The following is a 24,138-nucleotide window of genomic DNA, read 5'->3' as shown; positions in this document are numbered from 1 at the left end:
GTCGCCGTGCCTGGCGGGCCCGCGCGCGGCGCCGATACGGTCAGGAGATGACCGCCCTCCGCCTCCTCGGCCGCGCCCTGATGCGGATCCTCTACGTGCTCGGCAAGGTCCGCCTCGGCGGCAGCGGCCAGAACCCGTCGAACGGCGACCCCATGGGCTTCGACAGGCCGCAGCGGTACCGGCCCTGAGGGGCGTGGCCCGCCCCTCCTCCCGAGAGTCGCCGCGTCCCGGCAACTGACGGTTCATGTCGCGGGCGTCGTCGTCGTCGGTCGCCACACCTACCGTCGTGCGGACGGGGCGTTTCCCCGTGCGGAGAACAAGGGGGCCCATGCAGCACATCGACGGACGCCTCGAGGTCGTCGCGCTCAGCAGCACGGAGTGGCGGGTGTGCGATGCGCGCATCCCCGAGTCCGACGCGAGCCGCCTCCTCGCCTACGTGCAGCAGCACGACCACCGGGTGGAGCTCATGCGGATGCGGCCCGTGCCCGGCCTCTGCGACTGGTTCGGCAGCCTCGACGACGCGCTCGCCACCGTCGCGGCCGAGCTGCCGCGGGATCACGCGCTCACCGCGTAGCGCCGGGCGCTGAGCGGCGCGCCGCTGAGCCGCGCGCCGCTGAGCCGCGCGCCGCTGAGCCGCGCGCCGGACAGCCGGACAGACGAACGGCCCCGGCCCTCGCGAGGAGGGCCGGGGCCGTTCGCATCCTGCGTGGAGCCGGATCAGCTCGCGTCGGAGACCGCGGCGTTGATGGCGGTGGGCGCGTCGTACTCCGTGTCGGCGATGCCGCGGAGCGCGTCGAGGGTGTCGGAGTCGGCGCCCGACTCCTCCGCCTTCTTCACGATCGCGTCCTTGGAGGCCGGGTAGTCGAGGCCGCTGAGGTGCTTCTGGAGCTCGATGGGGTTGATGGCCATGGGGTGTCCTCTCGTCGGTGGATCAGAGCGACCGGCTTCCGCGGCGGCCACGTGTCAAGTTGACACCCGAGGGAGAGCAGTGAACAGGGCCCCATGGTGACTTACGGGGAGCTCCGGGCCACGCAATTGGAGATGTAAAAGGCCGCAGTCGGCGCATTTCTAATGCTCGGCAGAAAAATCATTATCTGGGTACCAGATGTCATTTGCGAACCTGGCAATATCGATACATTCTTCACGCCAATGTGAAAACTCGTCAGGACCTAGGCCGAAGTACTCCCACAGGGGTAGCATCACCTTTGTTTTGGCGAAGAATACAGGAGTGAGATATTGCTCGATATTGACAGTTAACCCAGGAGGGTGAAAAACAAGTGCATGGTCACTATGTAGCGCCTCCTCAATTAGCCAGTCGGTGCCCGGCCTTTCGGAGTGCGATAGTGAAGCCATCATGGCATAGTAACTAGACGATCGATCCTCTTCCGGAAGAGTCAGTACGGCTTTTGCTAGCATGGGTGGCGTGATGGTTTTATTCGGGTAGGAATCTTGCCCTCCTAGGGCCGCGAGCTCTGCTCCCCACGCTTCCCCTACTTCCTTGGCGTTGACGCCCCACTCTGGAGCGTAGGTCTTGTACTGCTCATTTGCCAAGAATGACACTGCGCGAATCTTTGAGCGCATATATCTGTAATACATATCAAGCGCCGACTCCCGGGAAAGTAAGAAGTGCGCCCTTCCAAAGCCCTCCGCAGAAGCCCTCGCTAAGGATCCGTAAGCCCATCCGCCCTGGTTCACGCTCTGTAGCGCGGAAGCAAAGGCGTTCAGGTGGTCATAGGCCGACCGGGCCGCTTGTAAAACGTCATGATTTGCTTTAAGTAAGTCGAGTTCGGGCACTAATCCTCGCTCGTCTAACGTTCGAGCGGCTTCCGACCCGGGCCGAGCTTTATTGTCAAGAAGGTCGAGCAGCATGCTGTAGGTGGTAGCTACATGTTGAGTCATTTTATCAGCTAAGACACTGAATGCGTCGTCGGTCATACGAAGAAATTGTAGTGAAGACGCAAGTAGTAGTAAAGACTTCGCCCCGAAGGGGGGGTCTGGGCCAAGATGAGATGAGAACGGCTTTACTCCAACGACGAGGGTGGCGGAAAGCCTCGTCGTTCAACAGGTCTAGTCAAAGCATGCCATGACCATGTGGCACCTCATTGTGGCCAATCGGTCCATCACTATGTGTGCGCGTGAAATCATCGACAATGTCCTCAAAGTTACACACACGCGATCAACTCATTGCCATCGACTTAGTCAAGCCTAAATCCCTGCGCTGTCACCGCTGATCTGAGATGGTTCGCTTTTCGAGCCAGGACCGGCGTTTTGGTCCGGCACCGGCGCGGACGTCGCGGTGCCCGCGGGCCGGGTGAAGCCGGGGTCGGGTGCCGAGGCGCGGATCCGGTCCACCATCGAGCTCGTCGATTGCGACGGCACGTAGCCGAGGATCGACACCTCGCCGCCGTACGCGCGCACCACGTCGGTCTCGTCGAGCATCTCGGGCGTGTAGTCGCCGCCCTTCGCGTAGACGTCGGGCCGCACGGCCTCCAGCAGCGGGATGGGGGTGTCGGTGTCGAAGACGGTGATCACGTCGACGCACGACAGCTCGGCCAGCACGCCCGCGCGGTCCTCGGCGGTGTTCACCGGCCGGTCGGATCCCTTCAGCCGCCGCACCGAGTCGTCGCTGTTGAGCGCCACCACGAGCACGTCGCCGAGCCGCTTGGCCTGCCGCAGGTAGGTGGTGTGGCCGCGGTGCAGCACGTCGAAGCAGCCGTTCGTGAAGACGATGCGGCGGCCCCGGTCGCGCTCGGCCGCCACGAGGTCCACGAGCTCGGCCTGCGACACGGTGCGCGACCGGGTCTCGCCGAGGTGATCCGCGAGGGTCGCCGCCGAGCACACCGACGTGCCGGGCAGGCGCACGACCACGTCGGCCGCGGCCTGCGCGAAGTCGGCGCTGACCGTGAGCGGGAGGCCGACGGCGCGCGCGAGCGTGAGGGCGGCGACGAACGTGTCGCCCGCGCCCGACGCCTGCTTCTCCGGCACCGGGTGCGCGCGCGTGCGGTACGGCTCGCCCGCGCCGAGCACGACGGTGCCGTCGCGGTCGAGCGTGACCACGGCGGTGGCGGATGCGGCGGCGGCCAGGATCCGGTCGCCGAGCCCCGCGACCACGGCCGCCCGGTCCTCGTCGCGCGCGAGCGGCCGGTCGATCAGCCGGCCGGCCTCGCCGGCGTTCGGCGTGATGAGGTCGGGCCGGAGCGGCGCCCAGATCGCGGGGTCGTGCGCGTCGACCACGGTCAGCCCGGGGCGGCGCTCGCGCGCGGCGAGCGACTCGAGCACCACGCCGTGCAGGGTGCCCGTGCCGTAGTCGGAGACGATCTCGGCGTCGACGCCGGCGGTGGCCTCGAGGGCGGCGCGGGCGAGGGCGCGCGCGTCGTCGCGATGGACGGATCCGCGGTGCACGTCGTCGACCCGCACGATCACCTGGTCGTCGCCCACGATGCGGGTCTTGGTGGTGGTCCGCAGGCGCGGCGAGTGCACGAGGCCGGTGACGTCCACGCCGGCCGCCGCGAGCAGGTCGCGCACGCGGTCGCCCGCGGCGTCCTGGCCGACGAGGCCGACCATCCGCACGGTGCCGCCGAGGCTCGCGAGGTTCACGGCGGTGTTCGCGGCGCCGCCGAGCGACTGGATCCGCTCGGTCACGTCCACCACGGGCGCCGGCGCCTCGCGGGTCATCCGGTCGCTGTGGCCGCGCCACCACTCGTCGAGGATCACGTCGCCGATGACCGTGACGGTCGGGCGGCGCTCCGCGAGGAGGCCGATGATCCCGCGCAGCTCGCTGGTCATCGCGCGTCGTCCGCGTCGGTGCTGACCGAGCCGGAGGCGTCCTCGGCCGGGGTGGTGGCGGCCGGCGCGTCGCCCGCGTCGAGCACGGGGAGCCCCAGGTGCACGACGGTCGTGGTGCTCATCTCGTCGAGGAGCTCGGGGCCGTAGCCGAAGCCGGATCCGCTGCGGCCGCGGGGCTGCGCGGCGCCGCCGGGTGCGCCGCCGAAGACGCCGTTGACCTTGATCGTGCCGACGGGCAGCTCGGCCGCCGCCCGCTGGGCGTGCTCCATCGAGGCCGTGAGCACGCTCGCGGCGAGCCCGTAGCGGTCGTCGGATGCGCGGGCGAGCGCCTCGTCGAAGTCGGCGACGACCTGCACGGCCGCGACCGGGCCGAACGTCTCGGCCGTCATCACGGTCATGTCGGCGGTGCAGTCGACGAGCACGGTGGCGGGGTAGCGGGATCCGGGGCCGTCGGGCACGCGCCCGCCGACGAGCGCGCGGGCGCCCTCGGTGAGCGCCTCCGCGACCTGCTCGTGCACGGCGTTGCGCATGCGCTCGTCGACCAGCGGGCCGAGGTCGCCGGAGGAGTTCCAGCGCTCGGCCTCCGCGACCAGCGCGGCGGTGAAGCGGTCGGCGATGTCGCGGTGCACGTAGATCCGCTCGACCGAGGTGCAGATCTGGCCGGCGTTGGCGAAGGAGCCGAGGGCGGCCTGGGCGGCGGCCCAGGCGGGGTCGACGCCGGCGTCGACGAGGAGCGGGTCGTTGCCGCCGTTCTCGCGGATCACGTGGGTGGGGGTGCCGGCGGCGCGGCGCGCGATGGCCTCGCCCGCGGCGGTGGATCCGACGTGCGCGACCATGCGCGTGTCCTCGTGCGCGACCAGCTGGTCGCCGACGTCGCCGCCGCCGACCACCGAGACGAGCACGCCGTCCGGCAGCGCCTCGGCGAGGACCCGGCCGAGCAGCTCGCCGGTGTGCGGGCAGCGCTCGCTGGGCTTGTGGATCACGGTGTTGCCCATCACGAGCGCCGCGCCGATGATGCCGGCGGCCACCGCGACCGGGTCGTTCCACGGAGTGAGCGCGACCGTGACGCCGCGCGGCCGCGGCACCGAGAAGTCGACGTTCGGCAGGGTGCCGAGCAGGCTGCGCCCGCGGTGCACGGGCCCGAGCTCGGAGTACTGCAGCAGCGTGTCGACGCCCGCGCCGACGCCGCCGAGCGCGTCGCCGTGCGGCTTGCCGGTCTCGCGCACGTTGAGCTCGGCGAGCTCCTCCGCGTGCTCGGCGAGCGCGTGGGCGGCGCGGCGCACGGCCTGGCCGCGCTGGGCGGGCGGCGTCGCGGCCCACGCGGCGGCGGCCTCGACCGAGCGGCGCACCGCGGCGTCGACCTCGGCGGGGGTGGATGCGTCGATGTCGCCCACGCGCGACCCGTCGCGCGGATCCGTGATCCGCAGCGTCCCGGGCCCGGCCTCGGTGTCCTCGGGGTCGATCAGGCCGTCGATGTCGAGTGCGGTGTCGGTGGTCATCGTTCTCCTCGTGCGGGTCGGCGGCCCGGCACGGGTGCGCGGGCGGTGGCGCTCGCGCGCCACCCGGCCCGTACCCACTTCTCCCGTCCCTCACACGGAGGCGCGGATCACGACTCCAGGTGCCCCAGCTCCGGCTGCGCCAGGAACGCCACGACCGGATCCGCCGCCGCGCCCGTCTCGAAGACGACCAGGTCGTTGCGGCCCGCGCGGAGCTGCGCGCCCGGCACGTAGAGCGTGTGCTGCGGCCCGCGGGTCCAGTAGCGGCCGAGCGCGAAGCCGTTGACGAAGGCGACGCCCTTGCCCCAGGAGCGCGTGTCGAGGAAGAGGTCGGCGGGCGCGTCCATCTCGAAGGACGCGTGCGCGAGCACGGGACCGTCGAGGACGGCGACCGGCGCGGTCGGCGCCACGGCGAGGGTCGCGGCCGCGACCACCGACGCCGCCATCGCCCCGAGGTCGAGCGGCACGCTCTCCCACCCGGTGAGCTCCTCGCCGTCGAGCGTCGCCGGCCCGATGAGGCCCTTCGCCTCGCCGATCCGCACGCCGTAGTTGACGCGGCCCTGGTCCTCCACGAGCACCTCGAGGATCCGGCCGGGCGGCACCGCGATCGCGGTCTCGTGCTGGTCGCGCTGGATCACGCCGACCCGCACCCCGTCGACCGAGACGACCGCCCGGTCGCGCACCTCGCCGAACGCGAGCACGCGCGTGCGCGGCGACGCGGGCAGCTCCACCCGGTGCAGCGCGAACCCGCGGAAGACGCCGAGCCGGTCCATCGACGGCACGGCGTCCGTCGCCCGCCAGGCGGCGGCGTCCGGCACGAGGTCCGCCAGCGACACGGCCGCGTCGAAGGCGACCTCGAAGGCGGGCGCGTCGCCGCGCTGCGCGGGCACCTCGTCGGGCACCGACCGGTAGCGGGCGATCACCTCGCGGAAGGCGAAGAACTTCTCCGTCGGGGATCCGGTCTCGTCCAGCGGGGCGTCGTAGTCGTACGAGGTGACGTGCGACTGGTACGTGCCCTTGTGGTTGGCGCCGTTCGTGAAGCCGAAGTTCGTGCCGCCGTGGAACATGTAGATGTTGACGGACGCGCCCGCGGCGAGCAGCGCGTCCAGCTCGGCGGCGGCGTCGGCCGCGGAGGTCGTGTGGTGGTGCTCGCCCCAGTGGTCGAACCAGCCGTCCCAGAACTCGCTGCACATGAGCGGGCCGGTGGGCTGGTGGCGGCGCAGGGTCTCGAGGCGCTCGGTGGCGCGCGAGCCGAAGGATCCCGTGCGGTGCAGCTCGTCGAGGCTGCCGCGGGAGAGCATCTCGTCGGTCGGCTGGTCGACGGTCGTGAGCGGCACGATGATGCCGGACTCGCGCGTGAGGTCGACCAGGTGGCGGAGGTACTCGGCGTCGTCGCCGTACGCGCCGTACTCGTTCTCGATCTGCACGAGGATCACGGGCCCGCCCATGTCGATCTGCCGCGGCGCGACGATCTCGTACACGCGCCGGAGGAACTCGTCGACCGCGGCCAGGTACAGCGGCTCGCTGCGGCGGACGCCCACCGCGGGATCCTCGAACAGCCAGCCGGGCAGCCCGCCGCCGTCCCACTCCGCGCAGATGTAGGGGCCGGGGCGCACGATCGCGTGCATGCCCTCCGCGTGCACGAGGTCGAGGAAGCGGCCGAGGTCGAGCCCGTCGGACGTGTCGAAGGTGCCGCGCTCGGGCGAGTGGGCGTTCCAGGCGACGTACGTCTCGATGGTGTCGAGCCCCATCAGCCGCGCCTTGCGGATCCGGTCGGCCCACTGGTCGGGGTGCACGCGGAAGTAGTGGAGGGCGCCCGCGATGACGCGGTGCGGTCGGCCGTCGAGCTCGAAGTCGTCGGCGCCGATGCGGAAGCGGGCGGAGGTGGCGGGAAGGCCGGGCATGCGTCGTGTCCTCTGTGTGCGGGGGTGGCATGGGAGAGGGGAGGCGCGACTCGCGTCGCACCTCCCCTCGGGTCGATCCGGTGGTGCTACTTCACGTCGACGGTGAAGCCCTGCTGCTGGCCGTACTCGGCGGCCGCCTTGCCCCACGCCTCGAGGACGGGGTCGAGCGACGTGCCGTTGGAGTACGCGGCCGAGGCCGAGTCGCTGAAGATGCTGTTCGTGTACACCTGGAAGGGCAGGTACTGCCAGTCCGGGACCACGTTCTTCGAGGCCTCGCTGAGCACCTGGTTGATCTTCTGGCCGCCGAAGTACTCCGGCGTCTCCTCGAGGAACTCGGAGCTGTTCAGGTCCGCCGTGGTGGACGGGAATCCGCCGGCGTCGAACGAGATCTGGCGACCCTGCTCGTCGGCCGTGGTGAACTTCGCGAACTCGGCCGCGACGAGCTTGTTCTCGGACTGCTGCATGACGGCGATGGAGGATCCGCCGCTCTCCGCGGTCGCGGTGTCACCCGCGGTGTACTGCGGCATGGGGGCGACGCGCCACTGGCCGGAGCCCTCGGCCGCCTGGGCGATGAGGTTGCCGGGCATCCAGGCGCCGGTGATCAGCGTGGCGATGGATCCGTCGCCGAGGCCGCGGAACCACTCGTCGGTCCAGCCGGGGGTCTGGGCCAGCGAGCCGTTCTCGACGAGCTGGTTCCACATGGCCGTGTACTTCTTGGCGCCCGCGTCCTGCATGTCGATGGTGACGTTGTCGCCGTCGACCTTGTAGGGCTTGCCGCCGGCCTGCCAGATCATGCTCGTGGTGAAGCCGGCGTCGCCGGAGTCGCTGGTGATGTACTGGTTCGGGTCGGCGGCGTGCATCTTCTCCGCGGCGGCCACGTACTCGTCCCACGTGGTGGGGACGGCGATCTGGTACTTGTCGAAGACGTCTTGGCGGTAGAACATCGCCATGGGGCCCGAGTCCTGCGGCAGCGCGTAGAGGGCGTCGCCCTCGGTGACCGCGTTCCAGGTGGACGCAGTGAACTGGTCCTCGAGGTCCGTGTAGCCGTAGCCCGAGAGGTCGGCGAGGGACTTGCCGAGCGCGAACTGCGGGATCGCGAAGTACTCGATCTGCGCCACGTCGGGGGCGCCCTTGCCCGCCTTGATGGCGTTCTGGAGCTTCGTGTACTGGTCGGCGCCGGTGCCGACGTTCTGCACGTCGACCGTGATCTTCGGGTGCTCCTTCTCGAACGCCTCCGCGATCGGCTCGATCGCGGGGGCCCAGCCCCAGACGGTGATGGAGGACTCGGTGTCGAGGGCCGTGGCGAGGTCGTCGGCCGAGGCGGAGTCGGCGCTGGCGCCGCCGGATCCGGAGGAGCACGCCGCGAGCGAGCCCGCGAGGACGATGCCGAGGCCGAGCGCGATGGCGCGCTTCGCCCTGCGGGGGAACGAGATGGACATGGTGGTGCCTTTCACTTCTTCGTGGTGGTGAGGGGACGAGCCGTGGTGCGAGGTGGGGCTTGGGGGACTACGCCTTGACGCCGCCGGCCGAGAGGCCGGACTGCCAGTAGCGCTGGAGGAAGAGGAACGCGATCACGATCGGGATGATCGCGAGGAACGAGCCCGTGATGACGAGGTTGTAGATCGGCTGGCCGCCCACGGTGGTGGACTGCGCGTTCCACTGGTTGAGGCCCACGGTGAGGGGGTACCAGCGAGAGTCGCTCAGCATGATCAGGGGCAGGAAGTAGTTGTTCCAGGTGGCGACGATCGAGAACAGCAGCACCGTGATGAGGCCGGGGCTGAGGAGCCGGAGGCTAATCGTGAAGAAGGTGCGGATCTCGCTCGACCCGTCGATCCGGGCCGCCTCGAGGATCTCCTCGGGGACCGAGTCGACCGCGTAGGTCCAGATGAGGTACAGCCCGAAGGGGCTGATGAGCGACGGCAGGATGATCGCCCACGGGGTGTTCGTGAGGCCCATCTGGCTGAACAGCAGGAAGGTCGGCACCGCGAGGGCCGTGCCGGGGATCGCGACGGCGCCGAGCACCACCGCGAACACGATCTTCTTGCCGGGGAAGTCGAACTTCGCCAGGCCGTAGCCCGCGAGGGTGGCGAGCAGCGTGGCGCCGCCCGCTCCGACGACCACGTAGATAAGCGTGTTGCCGAGCCAGCGCACGAACTCGCCGTTCCCGTAGGTCAGCACGCCCTGGATGTTGTCCCACAGCGCGAAGTCGCCCGAGAACCAGAGGCCGAACGAGCTGAACAGCGCGTCCTGCGTCTTGGTCGAGTTGACCAGGAGCCAGAACAGGGGGAGCACGGAGTAGATGAGCAGCAGCGCCATGACGAGCGTGAGCACGATGCTGCGGCGCTCGCGCGGGGCGCCGGCGGAGCGGCGGCGCTTGGGCGTCCTGTCGGCGGGCGCGTCCTTCATGGGCGTTCCGGCGTCGGGCGCGGCGAGGGGGGTTCCGGTGAGGGTCGACACGGTCAGCTGTCCTTCCGGGTGCCGACGAGCTGCACCACGTAGGCGACCACCATCGTCAGGACGCCCATGATGATCGCGATGGCGGCGGAGTAGTTGAACTGCTGTCCCGCGAAGGACAGGTTGTACGCGTACATGTTCGGGGTGAAGTACGAGCTGATCGCGTTCGGCGCCAGCGTCTGCAGGATGTTCGGCTCGTTGAAGAGCTGGAAGCTGCCGATGATGGAGAAGATCACGCCGATGACGAGCGCGCCGCGGATGGCGGGGAGCTTGATGCCGGTGACGATGCGGAACGGGCCGGCGCCGTCGAGCTCGGCGGCCTCGTAGAGGTCCGGCGAGATGACGCGGAGGGCCGCGTAGAACAGCAGCATGTTGTAGCCGACGAACTCCCACGTGACGATGTTGCCGATCGACGCGAGGATCCAGCTCTGCGAGAGCAGGTCGGGCAGGTCCCAGCCGGTGGCCTGCTCGACGTTGCCGACGAGGCCGAAGCGGTTGCCGTAGATGAAGCCCCACATGAGGGCCGCGACGACCGCGGGCACGGCGTAGGGCAGGAAGATCGAGATGCGGAAGAACGCCGTGAAGTGCAGGCGGGCCGAGTCGAGGGCCAGCGCCGCGAAGAGGGCGATGAACAGCATGATCGGCACCTGCACGACGAGGAACAGCGCGACGCGGCCGAGCGCGTCCCAGAAGTTCGGGTCGTTGAGCGCCTGCGTGTAGTTGGCGATGCCGACGAACGAGTTGCCGCCGATCATCCGCTCCTGGAACAGGCTGAGGTAGATCGAGTAGCCGACGGGGGCGATGAGGACGACGAGGAAGACCACGAGGAACGGGGCGACGAAGCCCAGTCCGGTCCAGCGTCGCTTGTCGCGTCGCATCGGGGGACCGCTCGGGCGGGCCGCGTCGGGCGCCTTCGGCCGGGTGGCCGAGGTCGACATCGTCGTCATGTGCTTCCACTTCGTCGGGGGATCTCCGCGCTGCCGGGCCGTTTCGAAAGGCCGGTCACCCACCTCGGGAGGATTGGGTGTTTGCGCAAACATCTGTGATGCTCGCAACCATGACATCTCCACCGTCGGCCGTCAAGTCGGGTGGCCGGCGCACGCCCGGCGGCCGCACCGTGTCGATGGCGGACGTTGCGGCGCACGCCGGCGTGTCCGCCCAGACGGTGTCCCGCGTGTCCAACGGCGCGCAGAACGTGGAGGCCTCGACCCGTCAGCGCGTGGTGGACGCGATGGCCGAGCTCGGCTACCGGCCGAACAGCGCGGCCAGGGCCCTGAAGACCGGCCGCTTCCGCAGCATCGGCATCATCATGTTCACCCTCTCGACGCTCGGCAACATGCGGACGCTCGACGCGATCGTCACGGCCGCGTCCGGCGCCGGGTACACGATCACGCTCATGCCCGTGCCGCATCCGACCGAGGGCGAGGTGGCCGGGGCGTTCAGCCGGCTGCAGGAGGAGGCGGTCGACGGGGTCGTCATCATCATCGAGGCGCACATGCTCGACCGGGCGGACGTGATCATCCCCGTGGGGCTGCCCGTGGTGATCATCGACTCCGACGCGGGCGACCCGTTCGTGGTGGTCGACACCGACCAGGAGCAGGGCACGCGCCTCGTCACGCAGCACCTGCTGGACCTCGGGCACACGGCGATCGTGCACGTCGCCGGCCCGTCCACCTCGTACTCGGCGGCCCGGCGCGCGGCCGAGTGGCGCGCGACCATGGTCGACGCGGGGCTCACGCCCGAGGATCCGGCGCAGGGCGACTGGACCACGCGGTCCGGCTACCGCATCGGGCAGGAGCTCGGCCGGCGCCCGGACATCACGGGCATCGTCGCCGCGAACGACCAGATGGCCCTCGGGATCATGCACGCGCTGCACGAGCTCGGCCGCGACGTGCCGGGCGACATCAGCGTGGTCGGCTTCGACGACACGGAGGAGTCGAGCTCGTTCTGGCCGCCGCTCACGACCGTGCACCAGGACTTCACGGAGATCGGCCGCCGCTCCATGCAGGTGCTGCTGGAGATGCTCGAGGGGCGCGAGCCGTCCGGCGACCGCATCGTGCCGACGCGCCTCGTGGTGCGCGCGAGCGCGGGGGCGCCGCGGGCCGACGCGCGCTGATCCGCCGGCGCCGTTTCGACACGGCCGCCGCGGGGAACGGGACGGGGGACCCGACCGCCCGATCTGGAGGCCGCCCGTGCCCGTCGTCGCCCCGCTCCACGAGACCTTCCCCGACGTCCGATCCATCGCCGTGCTGCGCGGCGGCGGGCTCGGCGACCTGATCTTCGCGCTGCCCGCCATCGCCGCGCTCCGGGCCGCGTACCCGGACGCGCGGATCACGCTGCTCGGCACGCCGCTGCATCGCGCGCTCCTCGGCGGTCGGCCGGGCGGGCCGGACGAGATCGAGGTGCTGCCGGTGGCGCACGGCGTGCGGGACGTGCCGGGCACGGATCCCGACCCGGAGGAGATCGAGGCCTTCGCCGCCCGGATGCGCGCGCGCCGCTTCGACCTCGCGGTGCAGGTGCACGGCGGCGGCCGGAACTCGAACCCGTTCCTGCTGCGCCTCGGCGCGCGCCACACGGTGGGCACCGCGACGGACGACGCCGAGCGGCTCGAGCGCGTGATCCCGTACGTCTACTACCAGCACGAGGTGCTGCGCGGGCTCGAGGTCGCGGGGCTCGCGGGCGCGCCCATCGCCGAGCTCGAGCCGGTCGTCGAGGTGACCGACGCCGAGCGGTCCGCGGCGGGCGAGCGCGTGACGGGCGCGCCCGGCGGACTCGTCGTCATCCACCCCGGCGCCACCGACCCGCGCCGCCGCTGGCCGGTCGAGTCGTTCGCCGAGGTCGCGCGGCGGGCCGCGGCCGACGACGCGCAGGTGGTCGTCGTGGGCGACGCGACCGACGCCGCCGACGCCGACCGCATCGTCGCGCTCGGCCGCGAGGGGCTTGCCGCGGAGCGGGCCGAGCGGATCACCTCGCTCGCCGACTCCCTCACCCTCGGCGAGCTCGCGGGCCTCTTCACCCACGCCGACGTGGTGCTCGGCAACGACAGCGGCCCGCGCCACCTCGCGCAGGCGGTCGGCGCGCGGACGGTCGGGGTGTTCTGGTTCGGCAACGTGATCAACGCGGCGGCCTTCGGGCGCACCCGGCACCGGATCCACCTGGGGTGGACCACCCGATGCCCCGTCTGCGGCGTCGACGTGACCCAGGTCGGGTGGACCGCGGAGCGCTGCGCGCACGACCCGTCGCACGTGGCCGAGGTGCGCGTCGACGACGTGCACGCGGACGTGGAGCAGCTGCGGCGGGCGTCGCTCGCGGAGCGCGCGAGCGTCTGAGCGCGTGAGCGCGTGAGCGCGTGAGCGCGGCGGCGCGGAGCGGGATCAGCCGACGGTGGTGAGCCGCTCGGTGGCGTGCGGCGTCGTCGCGATGGCCGCGTTCCGCAGCGACTCCGTGCCCGCGTCGAGGTAGCCGTACGTCTCCTCGTGGGCGGCGAACTCGGCGGCGCGCTGGGCGGGATCCCGGATGGTCGTCCAGGCGCGCGAGTCCGGGTCGTCGTTCCACGGGGAGTGCAGGACGGGCGCGTGGGTGGTCACGGGGAGGAGGCCGCGCGCGGGATCCCCGTCGACGGAGATGACGGTGGCGCCGAACGCGGGGGCGCGCGGATCCTGCCGGGAGAGGCGGCCCCACTCCGCCTCGTCGTCGTCCGACGCCTCGCCCGCGTAGACGTGGCGGGCGTGCAGGTGGCGCGCGTCCGGGATGCCGTCCTCGACGCCGGCCGAGCCGAGCATCACGAACGCGTCGACGCCGAGGTCGCGGGCGGCGAGGGCGTCGGCGGCCATGGTGGATCCGTAGGAGTGGGCGATGACGCTCACCGACGACAGGTCGCCGCCGCGCCGGGCGGCGTGCAGCCCCGCGATCTCGCTCGCGAGCAGCGGGGCGCCGCGCTCCGCGTAGTCGCCGAGCGTCGCGTCGACGCCGGGCGGCGGCGTGCGGTAGCCGACCCACGCGACCACCGCGTGCGCGGCCGGGGCGCCCACGGCCGACTGCGCGTCGAACACGTTCTGCGCGGTCTCGGTCCAGAGCTGCATGTCGTCGGTGTAGGTGCCCATGCCGGGCACGGTGAAGGCGACCTGGCGCGCGGTGTCGAGGTCGCCGACCGCGATGGCGGCGAGCGGCGGATCCCGGTGGGTCAGCGACACGAGCATGCGCTGGGGCGTGACGCCCCCGCCCGCGCCGGCCTTCGGGTGCAGCGCGGCGCGGATCGCCGTGAGGGCGGCGAGGCGGTTGCGCGCGTCGGCGTCGTCCGGGTGGGCGGTGACCGCCTCGTGCTCCGTGCGCAGCTCGGCGCGGAGCTCGCGGCGGTTCGCCTGGTCGCGCGAGGCGTAGTCGACGCCGTCGAGGTTGCCGACGAGCTCGGGCGAGCTGCGGATCAGCGCCCGCTGGTGCTTCCGGTCCTTGGAGGTCCACCACGAGACGACGCGCTCGGGCGACGCGTCCATCACCTCCAGCTCGAGCGCCGGGTGCGCGGCGATCATCCGCTGCGCCTGCGCCTCGGTGAGGGCGGCGTAGCGGTCGAGCTGGGCGAAGCCCCCCTCGACGCCGGATCCGGGAGGCGCCGGCAGGATCGCGAGGCCGACGAGCACGGCGGCGAGGGCGACCGCGGTCTCGCGCCGCCGGTGGGCTCGGGTCACCACCGCCTCCTCATCGCGCGCGTCGCCGTCGGGTCGGGCGGGCGCAGGTCAGAGCGTAGGTGCCGGGATCGGTCCTCGACCATGAGCGGGCTGGGCGACGCCTGGGCGCGCCCTAGGCACTGACCGGAGGCACGGCGGCTCAGCCGCGCCGGAGGGCGAGCGCGTCGCGGAGCGCGGCGGCCGCGGAGGCGGAGCTGTCGATGCGCCAGTCCTCCTCCTTCTGGAAGTCGAACCACACGAAGCCGAGCACGTCGGGCTGGGCCTGGAGGTACGCGACCAGGTCGCGGTTCCAGGCGGCCTTGGATCCACCGGTCTCGCTCGACGCCACCTCGCCGATGACGAGCGGCGTGCCCGGCGCGACCGCGCGGAGCTGCGCGATGCCGGGGCCGAAGAGGTCGGCGGGCGAGGTCCAGCGCTGGCCGGCGACCGCGCCCCAGTTGTAGCCGTCGAGGGCGACGACGTCGACCTGGTCGGCGCCGGGGTAGAGCGAGGCGATGTCGGTGGATCCCGGGTACGGCACGTTCGGGCTCCACACCCACTTCACGTTGGTGGCGCCCTGGGCGACGACGAGGTCGTGCACGTGCTTCCACGCGGCGACGTAGGAGCCGGGCGCGTTGCCGTTGACGCCGTCCGACCACGGGTACCAGTTCCCGTTCATCTCGTGGCCGAAGCGGAGGTAGACGGGCTTGCCGTGCTTCGCGAGGTCGGCGCCCCACGAGCGGATGTAGGCGTCGTGGTCGCCCGCGATGATGCGCGCGTTCGCGTAGGCGGGCTGGTCGACGCCGGCGCCGCCCTTCCACGGCTCCCACGTGACGAGGCTGTCGGCGCCGCGCGCGGCCACGCTCGCGAGGCCCGCGACGGGTGCGGGATGCGTGAAGTCGACGTGGCTCATCACGATGGACGGGCTCTCGCCGAGGGTGGCGGACGCGGCGTCGAGCTCGCCGTTCGCCGTCGGGCCGCCGGGGGTGGAGAGGCCGAGGCGGAGGCGGGCGGAGCTGATGGCGGGGGCGGCGGACGCGGCGGATGCGGACGATGCGGCGGGCGCGGGCGCGGGCGCGGGCGCAGGCGCGGGGGTGGCGGTCGGAGCGGGCGTCGGGGCGGGCGCGGGCGTCGGGGCGGCGACGCGGGCGGATCCGCTCGTCTTCGCCTTCGTGACCGTGAACGTGGATGCGGCCTTGCGGGCGCCGGCGGTCGCGGTGATCCGGATGGTCGACAGCGCGGTGCGCGGGATCGCGATGGCGGTGGTGAAGCGGCCGGCAGCGGTGGTCGTGATGCGCTTCACGCTGGATCCGGCGGCGACGACCGCGGCCTTCTTCGCGGGGAAGCCCGTGCCGGTGACGGTCACGGCCGTGCCGACCGGCCCGGAGGCCACGGAGAGGACGATCGCAGCGGGTGCCGGGGGCATTGCCGGCGTCGCGGCGGTGCGGGCCACGGCCGCCGGTGCCACGAGGACGGTGGCGGTCACGACCGCGGGTGCGACCGCGGTGACGACGGCGCATTTCAGGCGGCGACGAGTGGGCATGGCGATTGGGTCCTTCCCCCGACGGATGTATGCAAGCGTATGTTCTTCGGCACCGTCCGTCCATCGGATGTCCGCCGAGCGACGGGATCCGATGGAGGGCCGGAGCGGATCAGACCCGACGGGCGGCGAGCGCGTCACGGAGGGCCGTGGCGGAGGGCGCGGAGCTGCCGATGCGCCAGTCCGCCTCCTTGTCCATGTCGAACCAGACGAAGGCCAGCACGTCGGGCTGGGCGTGCAGGAACGCGACGAGGTCGCGGTTCCAGTCGGCCTTGGATCCGCCGATCTCGGAGGACGCGGTCTCCGCGATGACGATCGGCTTCCCCGGTGCGATGGCGCGGAGCCGCTCGAGGCCGGTGCCGAACAGGTCGCCCGGCGACACCCAGGCGTGGCCGGCGACCCCGGTGCCCCAGTTGTAGCCGTCGAGCCCGACGACGTCGACGTACGCGTCGCCCGGGTAGAGGCCGGCGAGCGCGGTGGATCCGGTGTACGGCACGTTCGGCGTCCACACCCAGCGCACGTTGCTCGCGCCCTGTGCGGCGACGACGTCGTGCACGTGACGCCACGCGGCGGCGTAGGAGCCCGGCGCGTTGCCGTCGACGCCGTCGGCCCACGGGTACCAGTCGCCGTTCATCTCGTGCGCGTAGCGGAGGTAGACCGGTCCGCCCCAGGCGGCGAGCTCGGATCCCCACTGGCGGAGGTACGCGTCGTGGTCGCCCGCGGCGATGCTCGCGTTCGAGTACGCGGGCTGGTCGGTGCCGGCGCCCGCCTTCCACGGCTCCCAGGTGAGGAGCGTCTCGGCGCCGCGGGCGGCGACGGAGTCGAGGGCCTGGATGGGCGGCGCCTGCGTGAAGTCGGAGTAGGAGAGCACGATGCTCGGGCTCTCGCCGACCTGCGCGGCGACCTGGTCGAGCTCACCGCCGGCGGTGGGACCGCCCGGGGTCGCGACGCCGAAGCGGAGCCGGGCGTCGGAGACGGTCGGAGCGGCGCTCGCGACGGTGGGGGCCTGGCCGGTCGCGGCGCTGGCGGGGGATGCCGCGGTGAGGATCCCGGCGGTGAGGGCGAGACCCAGGAGGAGGGTGGTCGCGAGGCGGATGGGGCGGGGGTGGTGCTGCATGGTGTCCAAGTCTCTGCGGATGTCCGCTCCCTGGAACCTATGCGGCGCTCGCCCCGCGAGAGCGCCCGATGTCCGCTCACGGCCGGACGGTCAGGCGATGCTCGGGTGCCCGCGGCACGGCGAGACAAGACGACACGAGCCCGGCCCCCGCGCTATGCGGGGCCGGGCTCATCTCATGCGCGGGTGGCGCGGATCAGCCGCGGATCACGGCCAGCTGTCCTCGAGCTCGTGGGTGATGACGAGCTCGCGGATCTCGCAGCCGCGGGGCTGGCCGAGGATGAACATCACCGAGTCGGCGACGGCGGCCGGGTCGTTGAGGTTCGCGTCGGAGCCGGGCTTGTACTTCGGGTCGCGGTCGTCGAAGAAGTGCGTCTTCATGCCGGAGGGGATCAGCGTGGTCACGCCGACCTCGCCCTTCGTCTCGGCGGCCAGCGCGCGGGTGAAGCCGAGCACGCCGAACTTCGAGGCGCAGTATGCGGTCGCATCCGAGACGGCCTTGATGGCGAGCGACGACGCGACGGTGACGACGCGGCCGTGCGACTCGGTGAGGAACGGCAGCGCCGCGCGGACGACGGCGACGGTGCCCATGAGGTTCACGCCGATGACCTTCTCCCACTCGGTGGGGGCGACGTCGACGAGGCGGCCGCAGCGGTCGATGCCCGCGGCGGTGACGACGGCGTCGAGGCCGCCGTGGTCGCGGGCGATCTGCGCCACGAGCGCCTCGGTGGCGCGGGTGTCGGAGACGTCGATGCGGTGCGCCTCCATGCCGGTGACGCTCGAGGTGTCGAGGTCGAGCACGATGGGCTCGCCGCCGGCCGCGAGGACCGCCTGCGCGACCGCGGCGCCGAGCCCGGACGCGCCTCCGGTGATGAGGACGCGGCCGGTGCTGGGGCGGGGGGAGTCGGTCATGGGTGTTCCTTCCGTGGAGCGGATCGCGCGTGGTCGGCGCGGTGGTACCGGGGATTCGGTGGTCGTGGGTCGGGCTCAGCCGACGCGGGCGAGCGCGCCGGCGAGCTTCGTGGTGGACCGGCCGGGGTGGTACGGCACGGTCACGGCCTGGCCGCCCCACTCGGCGATGACCGCCGACTCGGGGAGGTCCTCGGCGCGGTAGTCGCCGCCCTTGACCCAGAGGTCGGGCTTGATGGAGCGGAGCGCCTCCTCGGGGGTGTCCTCCGAGAAGAGCACCACCGCATCCACGACGCCGAGCGACATGAGGAGGTCGACGCGGTCCTCCTCGGTCATGATCGGGCGCTCGGGTCCCTTGAGGCGGCGCACCGAGTCGTCCGAGTTGAGGAGCACGACCAGGCAGTCGCCGAGCGCGCGGGCCGCGGCCAGCGTGCGGGCGTGGCCGGCGTGCACGAGGTCGAAGCAGCCGCCCGTCGCGACGACGGTCCCGCCCGCGGCGCGGGTCGCGCGGACCACCTGGAGGGCACTCGCCGCGTGGCCGCCGATGGGGCGCGCGGCGGGCGGGCCGACGAGGGTGGCGACGCCGCCCGCGTCCACGTACTCGGCGGCGGAGGCGACGGCGTCGCGCATGGCGTCGTCCACCGTGGATCCGCCGGCCAGCGCCGCGAGGGCCGTGGCCGCCAGCCGGTCGCCCGCGCCGCACGGGTCGCCGGTCGCGACGAGCGGGGCCGGGACGATGACGGGCATGGATCCGCCGGCCGAGCCCGGCGCGGGAGCTGAGACCAGCAGCGCGCCGCGCTCGCTCATGGTGACGGCGACCGTGCCCACGCCCCACCTCTCCTGGAGGATCCGGGCGGCGTCGGCCGCCGCGGACACGTCGCGCCCGGCGACGCCCGAGAACGCGCGCGCCTCGGCGAGGTTCGGGGTGGCGAGCGCGGTGTTCGGGACGGGCGGCTCGCCCGCGGGGTGCGGATCCCACACGAGCGGCACCTCGGCGGCGCGCGCGTCGAGGGCGGCGCGGAGGCGCGGATCGCGCGTGACGCCGCGGCCGTAGTCGGCGACCACGATGGCGTCGGCGGTGGCGATCGCGTCGAGCATCTGGTCGGTCGCGGCCGGGGTGGGCGGCGGCGCGCAGCCCTCGTCGATGCGGGCGACGGCGTGGCCGTCGGCGCGCAGGCGGGTCTTCACGGGCGTGGGCGCGCCGGACGGGCCGGCGACCACGTCGATCCGCTGGAGGCAGTCGCGGAGGGTCGCGGAGTGGCGGTCGTCGGAGAGCACGGTGACGAGGCGCACGTCGTGGCCGTCGCGGGCGAGCATCGTCGCGACGAGGCCCGCGCCGCCCGCGCGCGGCAGCGACTCCTCGACCTCGATCACCGGCACGGGCGCGTCGGGGCTGAGGCGGTGGGCGGCGCCGGTCATGTCGACGTCGAGCAGCACGTCGCCGACCACGACGATCCTCATGCCGGCACCTCCGCGGGCTCGGCCGTGGTGGACGCGGGGGCGACCGTGACGGGGACGGACGCGGCGCTCTCGGAGACGGTGCTCCCGGAGACGGACGCGGCGGCCGACGCGGAGAGGGTGGCGGCCGACGCCGACGCCGTCGCCGACGCGCGCGCCGCGGCCCGGTCGTTCGCCTTCAGCCGGCTCTCGAACGAGCGGCAGATCGCGTGCACGGCCACGAGCTGCGCCTCCTGCACGTTGGCCGACGGGCCGTCGAGCGCGAGGGACTCGTCGCACGCCTCCACGAGCGGGTTCGGGCCGGGGCCCGTCATCGCCCAGGTGGTCGCTCCCGCGGCGCGCGCGGCCGCGGCGGCGCGGAGCAGGTTCTCGCTGCGGCCGCTCGTGGACAGCAGCACGACGATGTCGCCGGATCGCGCGTGCGCGTGCACCTGGCGGGCGAAGACCTCGTCGAAGCCGTAGTCGTTGCCGATCGCGGTCACCGCCGACGACTCGGAGTGCAGCGCGATGGCGGAGAACGGGCGCCGGTCGCCGTCGAACCGGCCGACCAGCTCGCTCGTGAGGTGCTGGGCCTCGGCCGCGGATCCGCCGTTGCCGGCCGCGAGCAGGCGCGCGCCGTGGCTCATGCGGTCGGCCATCTCGCGGCCCCACGCGGTGAGGCGCGGCGCGTGCCGGCGGAGGTCGTCGAGCACCGGGCCGAGCGCGTCGAGGTGCGCGTCGACCACGGTCGGGTCGGCGGGCAGGTCGTCGGGGGCGGCAGCCTGGATCGCGCCGCGGTACGCCTCGGCGGTGCGCGCCGCGACGGTCGACCACGCGTAGCCGTGCTCCATGCGGTCGCGGCCGGCGCGGCCGAGCGCGCGCTGGCGGGCGGGATCCGCGAGCAGCTCCCCGAGGGCGTCCGCGATGGCGGCGGGATCGCGCGGCGGCACGAGGATCCCCGTCACGCCGTCGACCACGCTGTCGGTGAGGCCGCCGACCGCGGACGCGACGACGGGCACGCCGGAGGCCATCGCCTCGAGCGGCACGATGCCGAACGGCTCGTACCAGGGCGCGCACACCACGACGTCGGCGGTGCGCATCACGGCGGGCATGTCGGCCTGGGAGACGCGGCCGTGCAGGCGCACGCGGTCGGCGACCCCGGCGGCGCGGGCGGCGTCCATCAGGCGGCGGGCCTCCGGGTCGTCGGATCCGCTGGCGGCGTCGCCGGAACCGCCGACGACGACGAGCTCGACGTCGGTGCGTCCCCGGCGGGCGAGGATCCCGAGGGCCTCGATCGCGAGGTCGACGCCCTTGCGCGGCACCAGGCGGCCGACGACCATGACGCGCATGGGGCGGTCGGCGTCGGCGGCGTCGCCGTCGCCGTCGTCGGACCGGGGCATGAAGTGCTCGATGTCGACGCCGCACGGGATCACGGTGATGCGGGCCGCGTCGACGCCCGCGCGCACGAGCTCTGCGGCCTCGTCGGAGCAGGTCGCGATGACGGCGTCGGCGCGGCGGCCCACGCCGGGCTCCAGCTCGGCGCGCGCGGCGGGGCTCGTGTCCTCGGCGCCGAGGTGGCGGCGCTTCACGGACCCGAGCGCGTGGAAGGTGTGCAGCACCGGCGGCGCGGCGGCGGCGCCCGCGGGGGAGGCGGCGAGGCGCGCGGCGGCGTCGAGCGCGGCGACCCCGGACATCCAGAAGTGGCTGTGCACCACGTCGGGCCGGGCGGTGCGCCAGTCGGCGAGGAGGCCGTCGGCGAGCTCGCCCATGTGCGGCAGCAGCTCGTCCTTGGGCACCGCTCGCGCGGGACCGGCGTCGAGGTGCACGACCTCCACGCCGGGCGCGAAGGCGACGCGTGCCGGGAGCGCCGGGTCGTCGCGGCGCGTGTAGACGGTGACGGTGTGGCCCTCGTCCGCGAGCGCCGCGGACAGCGCCGCGACGTGCACGTTCTGGCCGCCGGCGTCGACGCCGCCGAGCGTCGCCAGCGGGCTGGCGTGCTCCGAGATCATGGCGATCCTCATCGTGTCGTCCTCTCGTCGAGCGGGTGGGGCAGGGGGTGCGTGTCGTGCGCGTCCGCGGTCGCGCCGGCGTCCGGCGGGGCGGTGGATCCGCCGGCCCGGCGATGCGCGCGCCGCCGGTTGGTCGCGTCCACCGCGTCGTGCAGCGCGGTGTCCATGTCGCGCAGGAACCGGCCGAGCGAGTAGCGGGCGAGCGCGGCCTCGCGGGCGATTCGGCCGCGGCGGGTGGCCTCGTCGGGATCCGCGAGCAGCAGTCGGGCCGCGCGCACGAGGTCGGCCGGGTCGGAGGAGATGGCGCCCGCGTCCGGCGGCACCGCGCGCGACGCCTCGGTCGCGTCGAGCACGAGCACGGGCATCGCCATGTGCATCGCCTCGAGCAGCGACAGGCCGAGCGAGGTCCAGCGGTGCGGGTGGATGTAGGCGCGGAGCTTGGCGAGCTCGGGGTGCATCCGGGCCGTCGGCAGGTCGCCGCGCGGCACGATCCGGCCGTCGAGCGTCGGGAAGGCGCCCGGCAGCAGATCCGTGCCCATGCCGAACACCTCGACGGGCGCGACCGCCGCGAACGCGGGAAGGAGGTCGGTGCCGGTGATGCGGCCGCGGCGCACGGGCTCGTTGATCACCGCGCCGAACGACCGCGAGGCGCCCGTGTAGAGCGCACCGGGGTCGGGCACGCCGTGCTCGACGACGGTGGCGGGCGCGATCCCGGTGTCCCACATGAGCGCGTTGAAGCGCGTGACGTGGATCACCGGGATGTCGTCGCGATCGGCCAGCGCGTGCACGGTCTCGGTCGGGGCGCCGCGCGGGGTGTTGTGCTCGAGGAATACGGCGGGCACGTCGGTGCCGAGGCGGCGCCCGAGCAGGCGCTCCGCCTCGTCGATCTCGGCCACGCGCTGGAGGAGCACGAGGTCGACGTGCGTCTCGTGCAGCGACGACGGATCCACCTCGCGCGCGCTCGCGGGCCAGGCGCGGCCGCCGCGGCCGAGGCCCCAGGCGTCGCGCGCCTCCGTGGTGGGGAACAGGATCTCGTGGGATCCGAGGACGAACGAGTCGGTCCAGCCGCCGTGGACGTGCCACATCAGGATCCTCATGCGGGCACCCCCGCGCTGGATCGGGCGGTGCGGGCGGCCGGCGTGGCGCGCCGCGCGGCGTCGTCCGCCGCGGCGCGCTCGGTCGCGTGGTCGGTTCCGGGCCCGCTGGTCGCGAGCAGCCGCTCGACCGCGTCGGCGACCTCCGCCGGCGACACCCCGCTGAGGCACGGGTGCCCCGGGATCGGGCAGTCGCGCGCGCGGCTGAGCCGGCACGCCGCGTCCTGGTCGCCGAGGAGGATCACGGGCACGCGGTACGGCGCCCAGCGGATCGGCGGCACGACCGGCGAGAACAGGCTGACGACGGGCAGGCCCACCGCGGCCGCGAGGTGCGCGGGCCCGGTGTTGCCGCTCACGAGCACGGCGGCGCGGCGCATGAGCGCGGCGAGGCCCGCGAGGTCGGTGCGGCCGCCGAGGTCGAGGGCGGTGGATCCGGCGACGTGCGCCGTGAGGTCCCGCTCGTCGGGTCCGCCCGTGACGACCACGGGGATCCCGCGCCCGCCGAGGAGCGCGACCGCGTCGCGGTGCTGGTCGGCCGGGTACGAGCGCGCACCGACCGCGGCGCCCGGGTGCACGAGCGCGAACGGGCCGTCGGGGAGGAGCGCTCCCACGTCGGACGGCAACGGGGCGTCGAGCACGGTGAGGCGCCCGTCGTCGTCGGCGGGCAGCGCGTGCCCGGCCGCCGCGGCGATCGCGAGGGCGCGCTCGGGTTCCGGCTGGTCCTCGTCGAGGTCCTCGCCGGGCTTCAGGCGCACGTCGAGGAGGGATCCGGCGTAGTCGACGCTCGCGCCGGTGATCCGCCCGACCCCGGCGAGCCGCAGCAGCAGCGCGAGCGGCAGCGGCGACTGGTGGAAGGACGTGAGGATGACGGCCTCGTCGGGCGCGACCTCCGCGAGGATCGCGTGCAGCGCGTCGACGCTGGCGGCGTCGGCGGCGGGCGCGGGGGAGGAGATCCACGGCGAGTCCCACACGTGCACCGCGTGGACGCCGGGCAGCAGCCGGCCGGCGGACGCGCCGCGCGGCCCGCACAGCAGGTGGACCTCGACGCCCGGGTCAGCGGCGACCGCACGCACCGCGGGTCCGGAGATGAGCACGTCGCCGACGGAGTCGAGCCGCACGACGAGCACGCGGCGGGGTGCGGGGTCGTGGATGAGGAGGTGAACGGCGTCGAGGATCGTCGGGGCCACGAGCTCCGCCTCGGCCACCTCCTCCTCGCGCGTGACGGGCGTCGGCACGAGCACGCCGCGGGCGCCCGCGTTCCGGGCGGCGCCCATGTCGGCCGCGATGTCGCCGACCACCGCGACGCGCGACGGATCCACGCCCCACGTCCGGCAGGCCTCGAGCACCATCCCGGGCGCGGGCTTGCGGCAGTCGCAGCCGTCGGCGGATCCGTGCGGGCACAGCAGCACGAGGTCGAACGCGCCGAGCAGCTCCTGCACGCGCGCGTTCACGGCGTCGGCCTGTTCACGCGTGATGAGGCCGCGCGCGATCCCGGACTGGTTGGTCACCATGCCGACGCGGAGGCCCGCGGCGCGCACGGCGTCGACCGCCTCGCGGGCGCCGGGCATGAGCGTGACGAGCGCCGGATCCCCGTTGTACGGCACGTCGACGACGAGCGTGCCGTCCCGGTCGAACAGGACGGCCTCGAGGTCGTTCCCGGGCGAGCGCATGTCGGGCACGTACCCGACTGCTCCTCCTCCCAAACCCGGCCCCGAGCACTTCTCCTCGTGC

At 73.2% G+C, this 24,138-nt stretch carries 21 protein-coding genes and 1 pseudogene; 4 read left to right on the top strand and 18 right to left on the bottom strand.

The annotated features are described in order from the left end of the window. Positions 1-47 precede the first annotated feature (47 nt). Together BFL37_RS14615 and BFL37_RS12565 are read left to right on the top strand one after the other, a co-directional pair. Entirely contained in the window at positions 48-188 is a 141-nt protein-coding gene (locus BFL37_RS14615) for a hypothetical protein (protein WP_172403816.1), read from the top strand. Positions 189-328: 140 nt separating this feature from the next. Beyond that, entirely contained in the window at positions 329-574 is a 246-nt protein-coding gene (locus BFL37_RS12565; RefSeq protein WP_086515456.1) for a hypothetical protein, read from the top strand. On the opposite strand, the gene BFL37_RS14890 is transcribed toward BFL37_RS12565, so the two are convergent. The 9 genes from BFL37_RS14890 to BFL37_RS12525 all read right to left on the bottom strand — a co-directional run bounded on the left by BFL37_RS14890 (position 556) and on the right by BFL37_RS12525 (position 10,587). Further along, on the bottom strand, positions 556-648 hold the full coding sequence (locus tag BFL37_RS14890; protein WP_086515717.1) for a pentapeptide repeat-containing protein: 93 nt from the start codon (positions 646-648) through the stop codon (positions 556-558). The two genes, BFL37_RS12565 and BFL37_RS14890, sit on opposite strands and share 19 nt — an antisense overlap. A 69-nt stretch (positions 649-717) precedes the next feature. Next, on the bottom strand, positions 718-909 hold the full coding sequence (locus BFL37_RS12555) for a DUF2795 domain-containing protein (RefSeq protein ID WP_086515455.1): 192 nt from the start codon (positions 907-909) through the stop codon (positions 718-720). 159 nt (positions 910-1,068) lie between these two features. Next, the gene (locus BFL37_RS14520; RefSeq protein ID WP_143331607.1) at positions 1,069-1,935 is read right to left on the bottom strand and encodes a hypothetical protein; all 867 of its coding nucleotides are present in this window, start codon (positions 1,933-1,935) and stop codon (positions 1,069-1,071) included. Between the two features lie 270 nt (positions 1,936-2,205). Next, positions 2,206-3,786, bottom strand: a complete 1,581-nt coding sequence (gene rfaE2 / locus BFL37_RS12550) for a D-glycero-beta-D-manno-heptose 1-phosphate adenylyltransferase (RefSeq protein WP_241534072.1) — start codon at positions 3,784-3,786, stop codon at positions 2,206-2,208. Next, positions 3,783-5,285 carry an aldehyde dehydrogenase family protein gene (locus tag BFL37_RS12545; protein ID WP_086515454.1) on the bottom strand — a complete coding sequence of 501 codons (1,503 nt, stop codon included), beginning with the start codon at positions 5,283-5,285 and terminating at the stop codon, positions 3,783-3,785. Before BFL37_RS12545 ends, rfaE2 begins: the two co-directional genes overlap by 4 nt. 107 nt (positions 5,286-5,392) lie before the next feature. Then, a complete protein-coding gene (locus tag BFL37_RS12540; RefSeq protein WP_086515453.1) occupies positions 5,393-7,186 on the bottom strand; it encodes a glycoside hydrolase family 35 protein in 1,794 nt (597 codons plus the stop codon). A gap of 86 nt (positions 7,187-7,272) precedes the next feature. Continuing rightward, a complete protein-coding gene (locus tag BFL37_RS12535; RefSeq protein ID WP_086515452.1) occupies positions 7,273-8,625 on the bottom strand; it encodes an ABC transporter substrate-binding protein in 1,353 nt (450 codons plus the stop codon). 67 nt (positions 8,626-8,692) lie between these two features. Further along, positions 8,693-9,643, bottom strand: coding sequence for a carbohydrate ABC transporter permease (locus BFL37_RS12530; protein ID WP_086515451.1), 951 nt, complete (start codon positions 9,641-9,643; stop codon positions 8,693-8,695). Between the two features lie 2 nt (positions 9,644-9,645). Then, the gene (locus BFL37_RS12525; protein WP_086515450.1) at positions 9,646-10,587 is read right to left on the bottom strand and encodes a carbohydrate ABC transporter permease; all 942 of its coding nucleotides are present in this window, start codon (positions 10,585-10,587) and stop codon (positions 9,646-9,648) included. Between the two features lie 110 nt (positions 10,588-10,697). On the opposite strand from BFL37_RS12525, the gene BFL37_RS12520 reads away from it, so the two are divergent. Together BFL37_RS12520 and BFL37_RS12515 are read left to right on the top strand one after the other, a co-directional pair. Further along, on the top strand, positions 10,698-11,756 hold the full coding sequence (locus BFL37_RS12520) for a LacI family DNA-binding transcriptional regulator (RefSeq protein ID WP_172403815.1): 1,059 nt from the start codon (positions 10,698-10,700) through the stop codon (positions 11,754-11,756). A gap of 76 nt (positions 11,757-11,832) precedes the next feature. Continuing rightward, the gene (locus tag BFL37_RS12515) at positions 11,833-12,969 is read left to right on the top strand and encodes a glycosyltransferase family 9 protein (protein WP_086515448.1); all 1,137 of its coding nucleotides are present in this window, start codon (positions 11,833-11,835) and stop codon (positions 12,967-12,969) included. 45 nt (positions 12,970-13,014) lie between these two features. Here BFL37_RS12515 and BFL37_RS12510 read toward each other — a convergent pair whose 3' ends face one another. From BFL37_RS12510 to BFL37_RS14885, 9 genes and pseudogenes are all read right to left on the bottom strand, one after another. Continuing rightward, on the bottom strand, positions 13,015-14,325 hold the full coding sequence (locus tag BFL37_RS12510) for an alpha/beta hydrolase (RefSeq protein WP_086515447.1): 1,311 nt from the start codon (positions 14,323-14,325) through the stop codon (positions 13,015-13,017). 139 nt (positions 14,326-14,464) lie between these two features. Beyond that, on the bottom strand, positions 14,465-15,847 hold the full coding sequence (locus BFL37_RS12505) for a glycoside hydrolase family 26 protein (protein ID WP_086515446.1): 1,383 nt from the start codon (positions 15,845-15,847) through the stop codon (positions 14,465-14,467). 109 nt (positions 15,848-15,956) lie between these two features. Beyond that, a complete protein-coding gene (locus BFL37_RS12500; RefSeq protein WP_086515445.1) occupies positions 15,957-16,961 on the bottom strand; it encodes a glycoside hydrolase family 26 protein in 1,005 nt (334 codons plus the stop codon). A 204-nt stretch (positions 16,962-17,165) separates the two neighbouring features. Beyond that, positions 17,166-17,870, bottom strand: a complete 705-nt coding sequence (locus BFL37_RS12495; protein WP_086515444.1) for an SDR family oxidoreductase — start codon at positions 17,868-17,870, stop codon at positions 17,166-17,168. Between the two features lie 75 nt (positions 17,871-17,945). Beyond that, positions 17,946-19,328, bottom strand: coding sequence for a PfkB family carbohydrate kinase (locus BFL37_RS12490; RefSeq protein ID WP_086515443.1), 1,383 nt, complete (start codon positions 19,326-19,328; stop codon positions 17,946-17,948). Next, complete coding sequence (locus tag BFL37_RS12485; protein WP_086515442.1) at positions 19,325-21,325, bottom strand: glycosyltransferase; 2,001 nt, start codon at positions 21,323-21,325, stop codon at positions 19,325-19,327. The genes BFL37_RS12490 and BFL37_RS12485 overlap by 4 nt, the downstream gene beginning before the upstream one ends. After that, on the bottom strand, positions 21,322-22,410 hold the full coding sequence (locus BFL37_RS12480) for a glycosyltransferase (RefSeq protein WP_086515441.1): 1,089 nt from the start codon (positions 22,408-22,410) through the stop codon (positions 21,322-21,324). The genes BFL37_RS12485 and BFL37_RS12480 overlap by 4 nt, the downstream gene beginning before the upstream one ends. Further along, a complete protein-coding gene (locus BFL37_RS12475; RefSeq protein ID WP_431305862.1) occupies positions 22,407-23,558 on the bottom strand; it encodes a glycosyltransferase family 9 protein in 1,152 nt (383 codons plus the stop codon). The genes BFL37_RS12480 and BFL37_RS12475 overlap by 4 nt, the downstream gene beginning before the upstream one ends. Before the next feature lie 27 nt (positions 23,559-23,585). Then, positions 23,586-24,077: pseudogene (locus BFL37_RS14885) on the bottom strand (D-glycero-alpha-D-manno-heptose-1,7-bisphosphate 7-phosphatase); the annotation flags it as partial. Between the last annotated feature and the right edge of the window lie 61 nt (positions 24,078-24,138).

The organism is Clavibacter michiganensis (assembly GCF_002151125.1).
GTDB classification, from domain to species: domain Bacteria; phylum Actinomycetota; class Actinomycetes; order Actinomycetales; family Microbacteriaceae; genus Clavibacter; species Clavibacter michiganensis_C.
The sequence above is the reverse complement of the archived record's forward strand: the minus strand, read 5'-3'. Positions and strand labels throughout refer to the sequence as shown.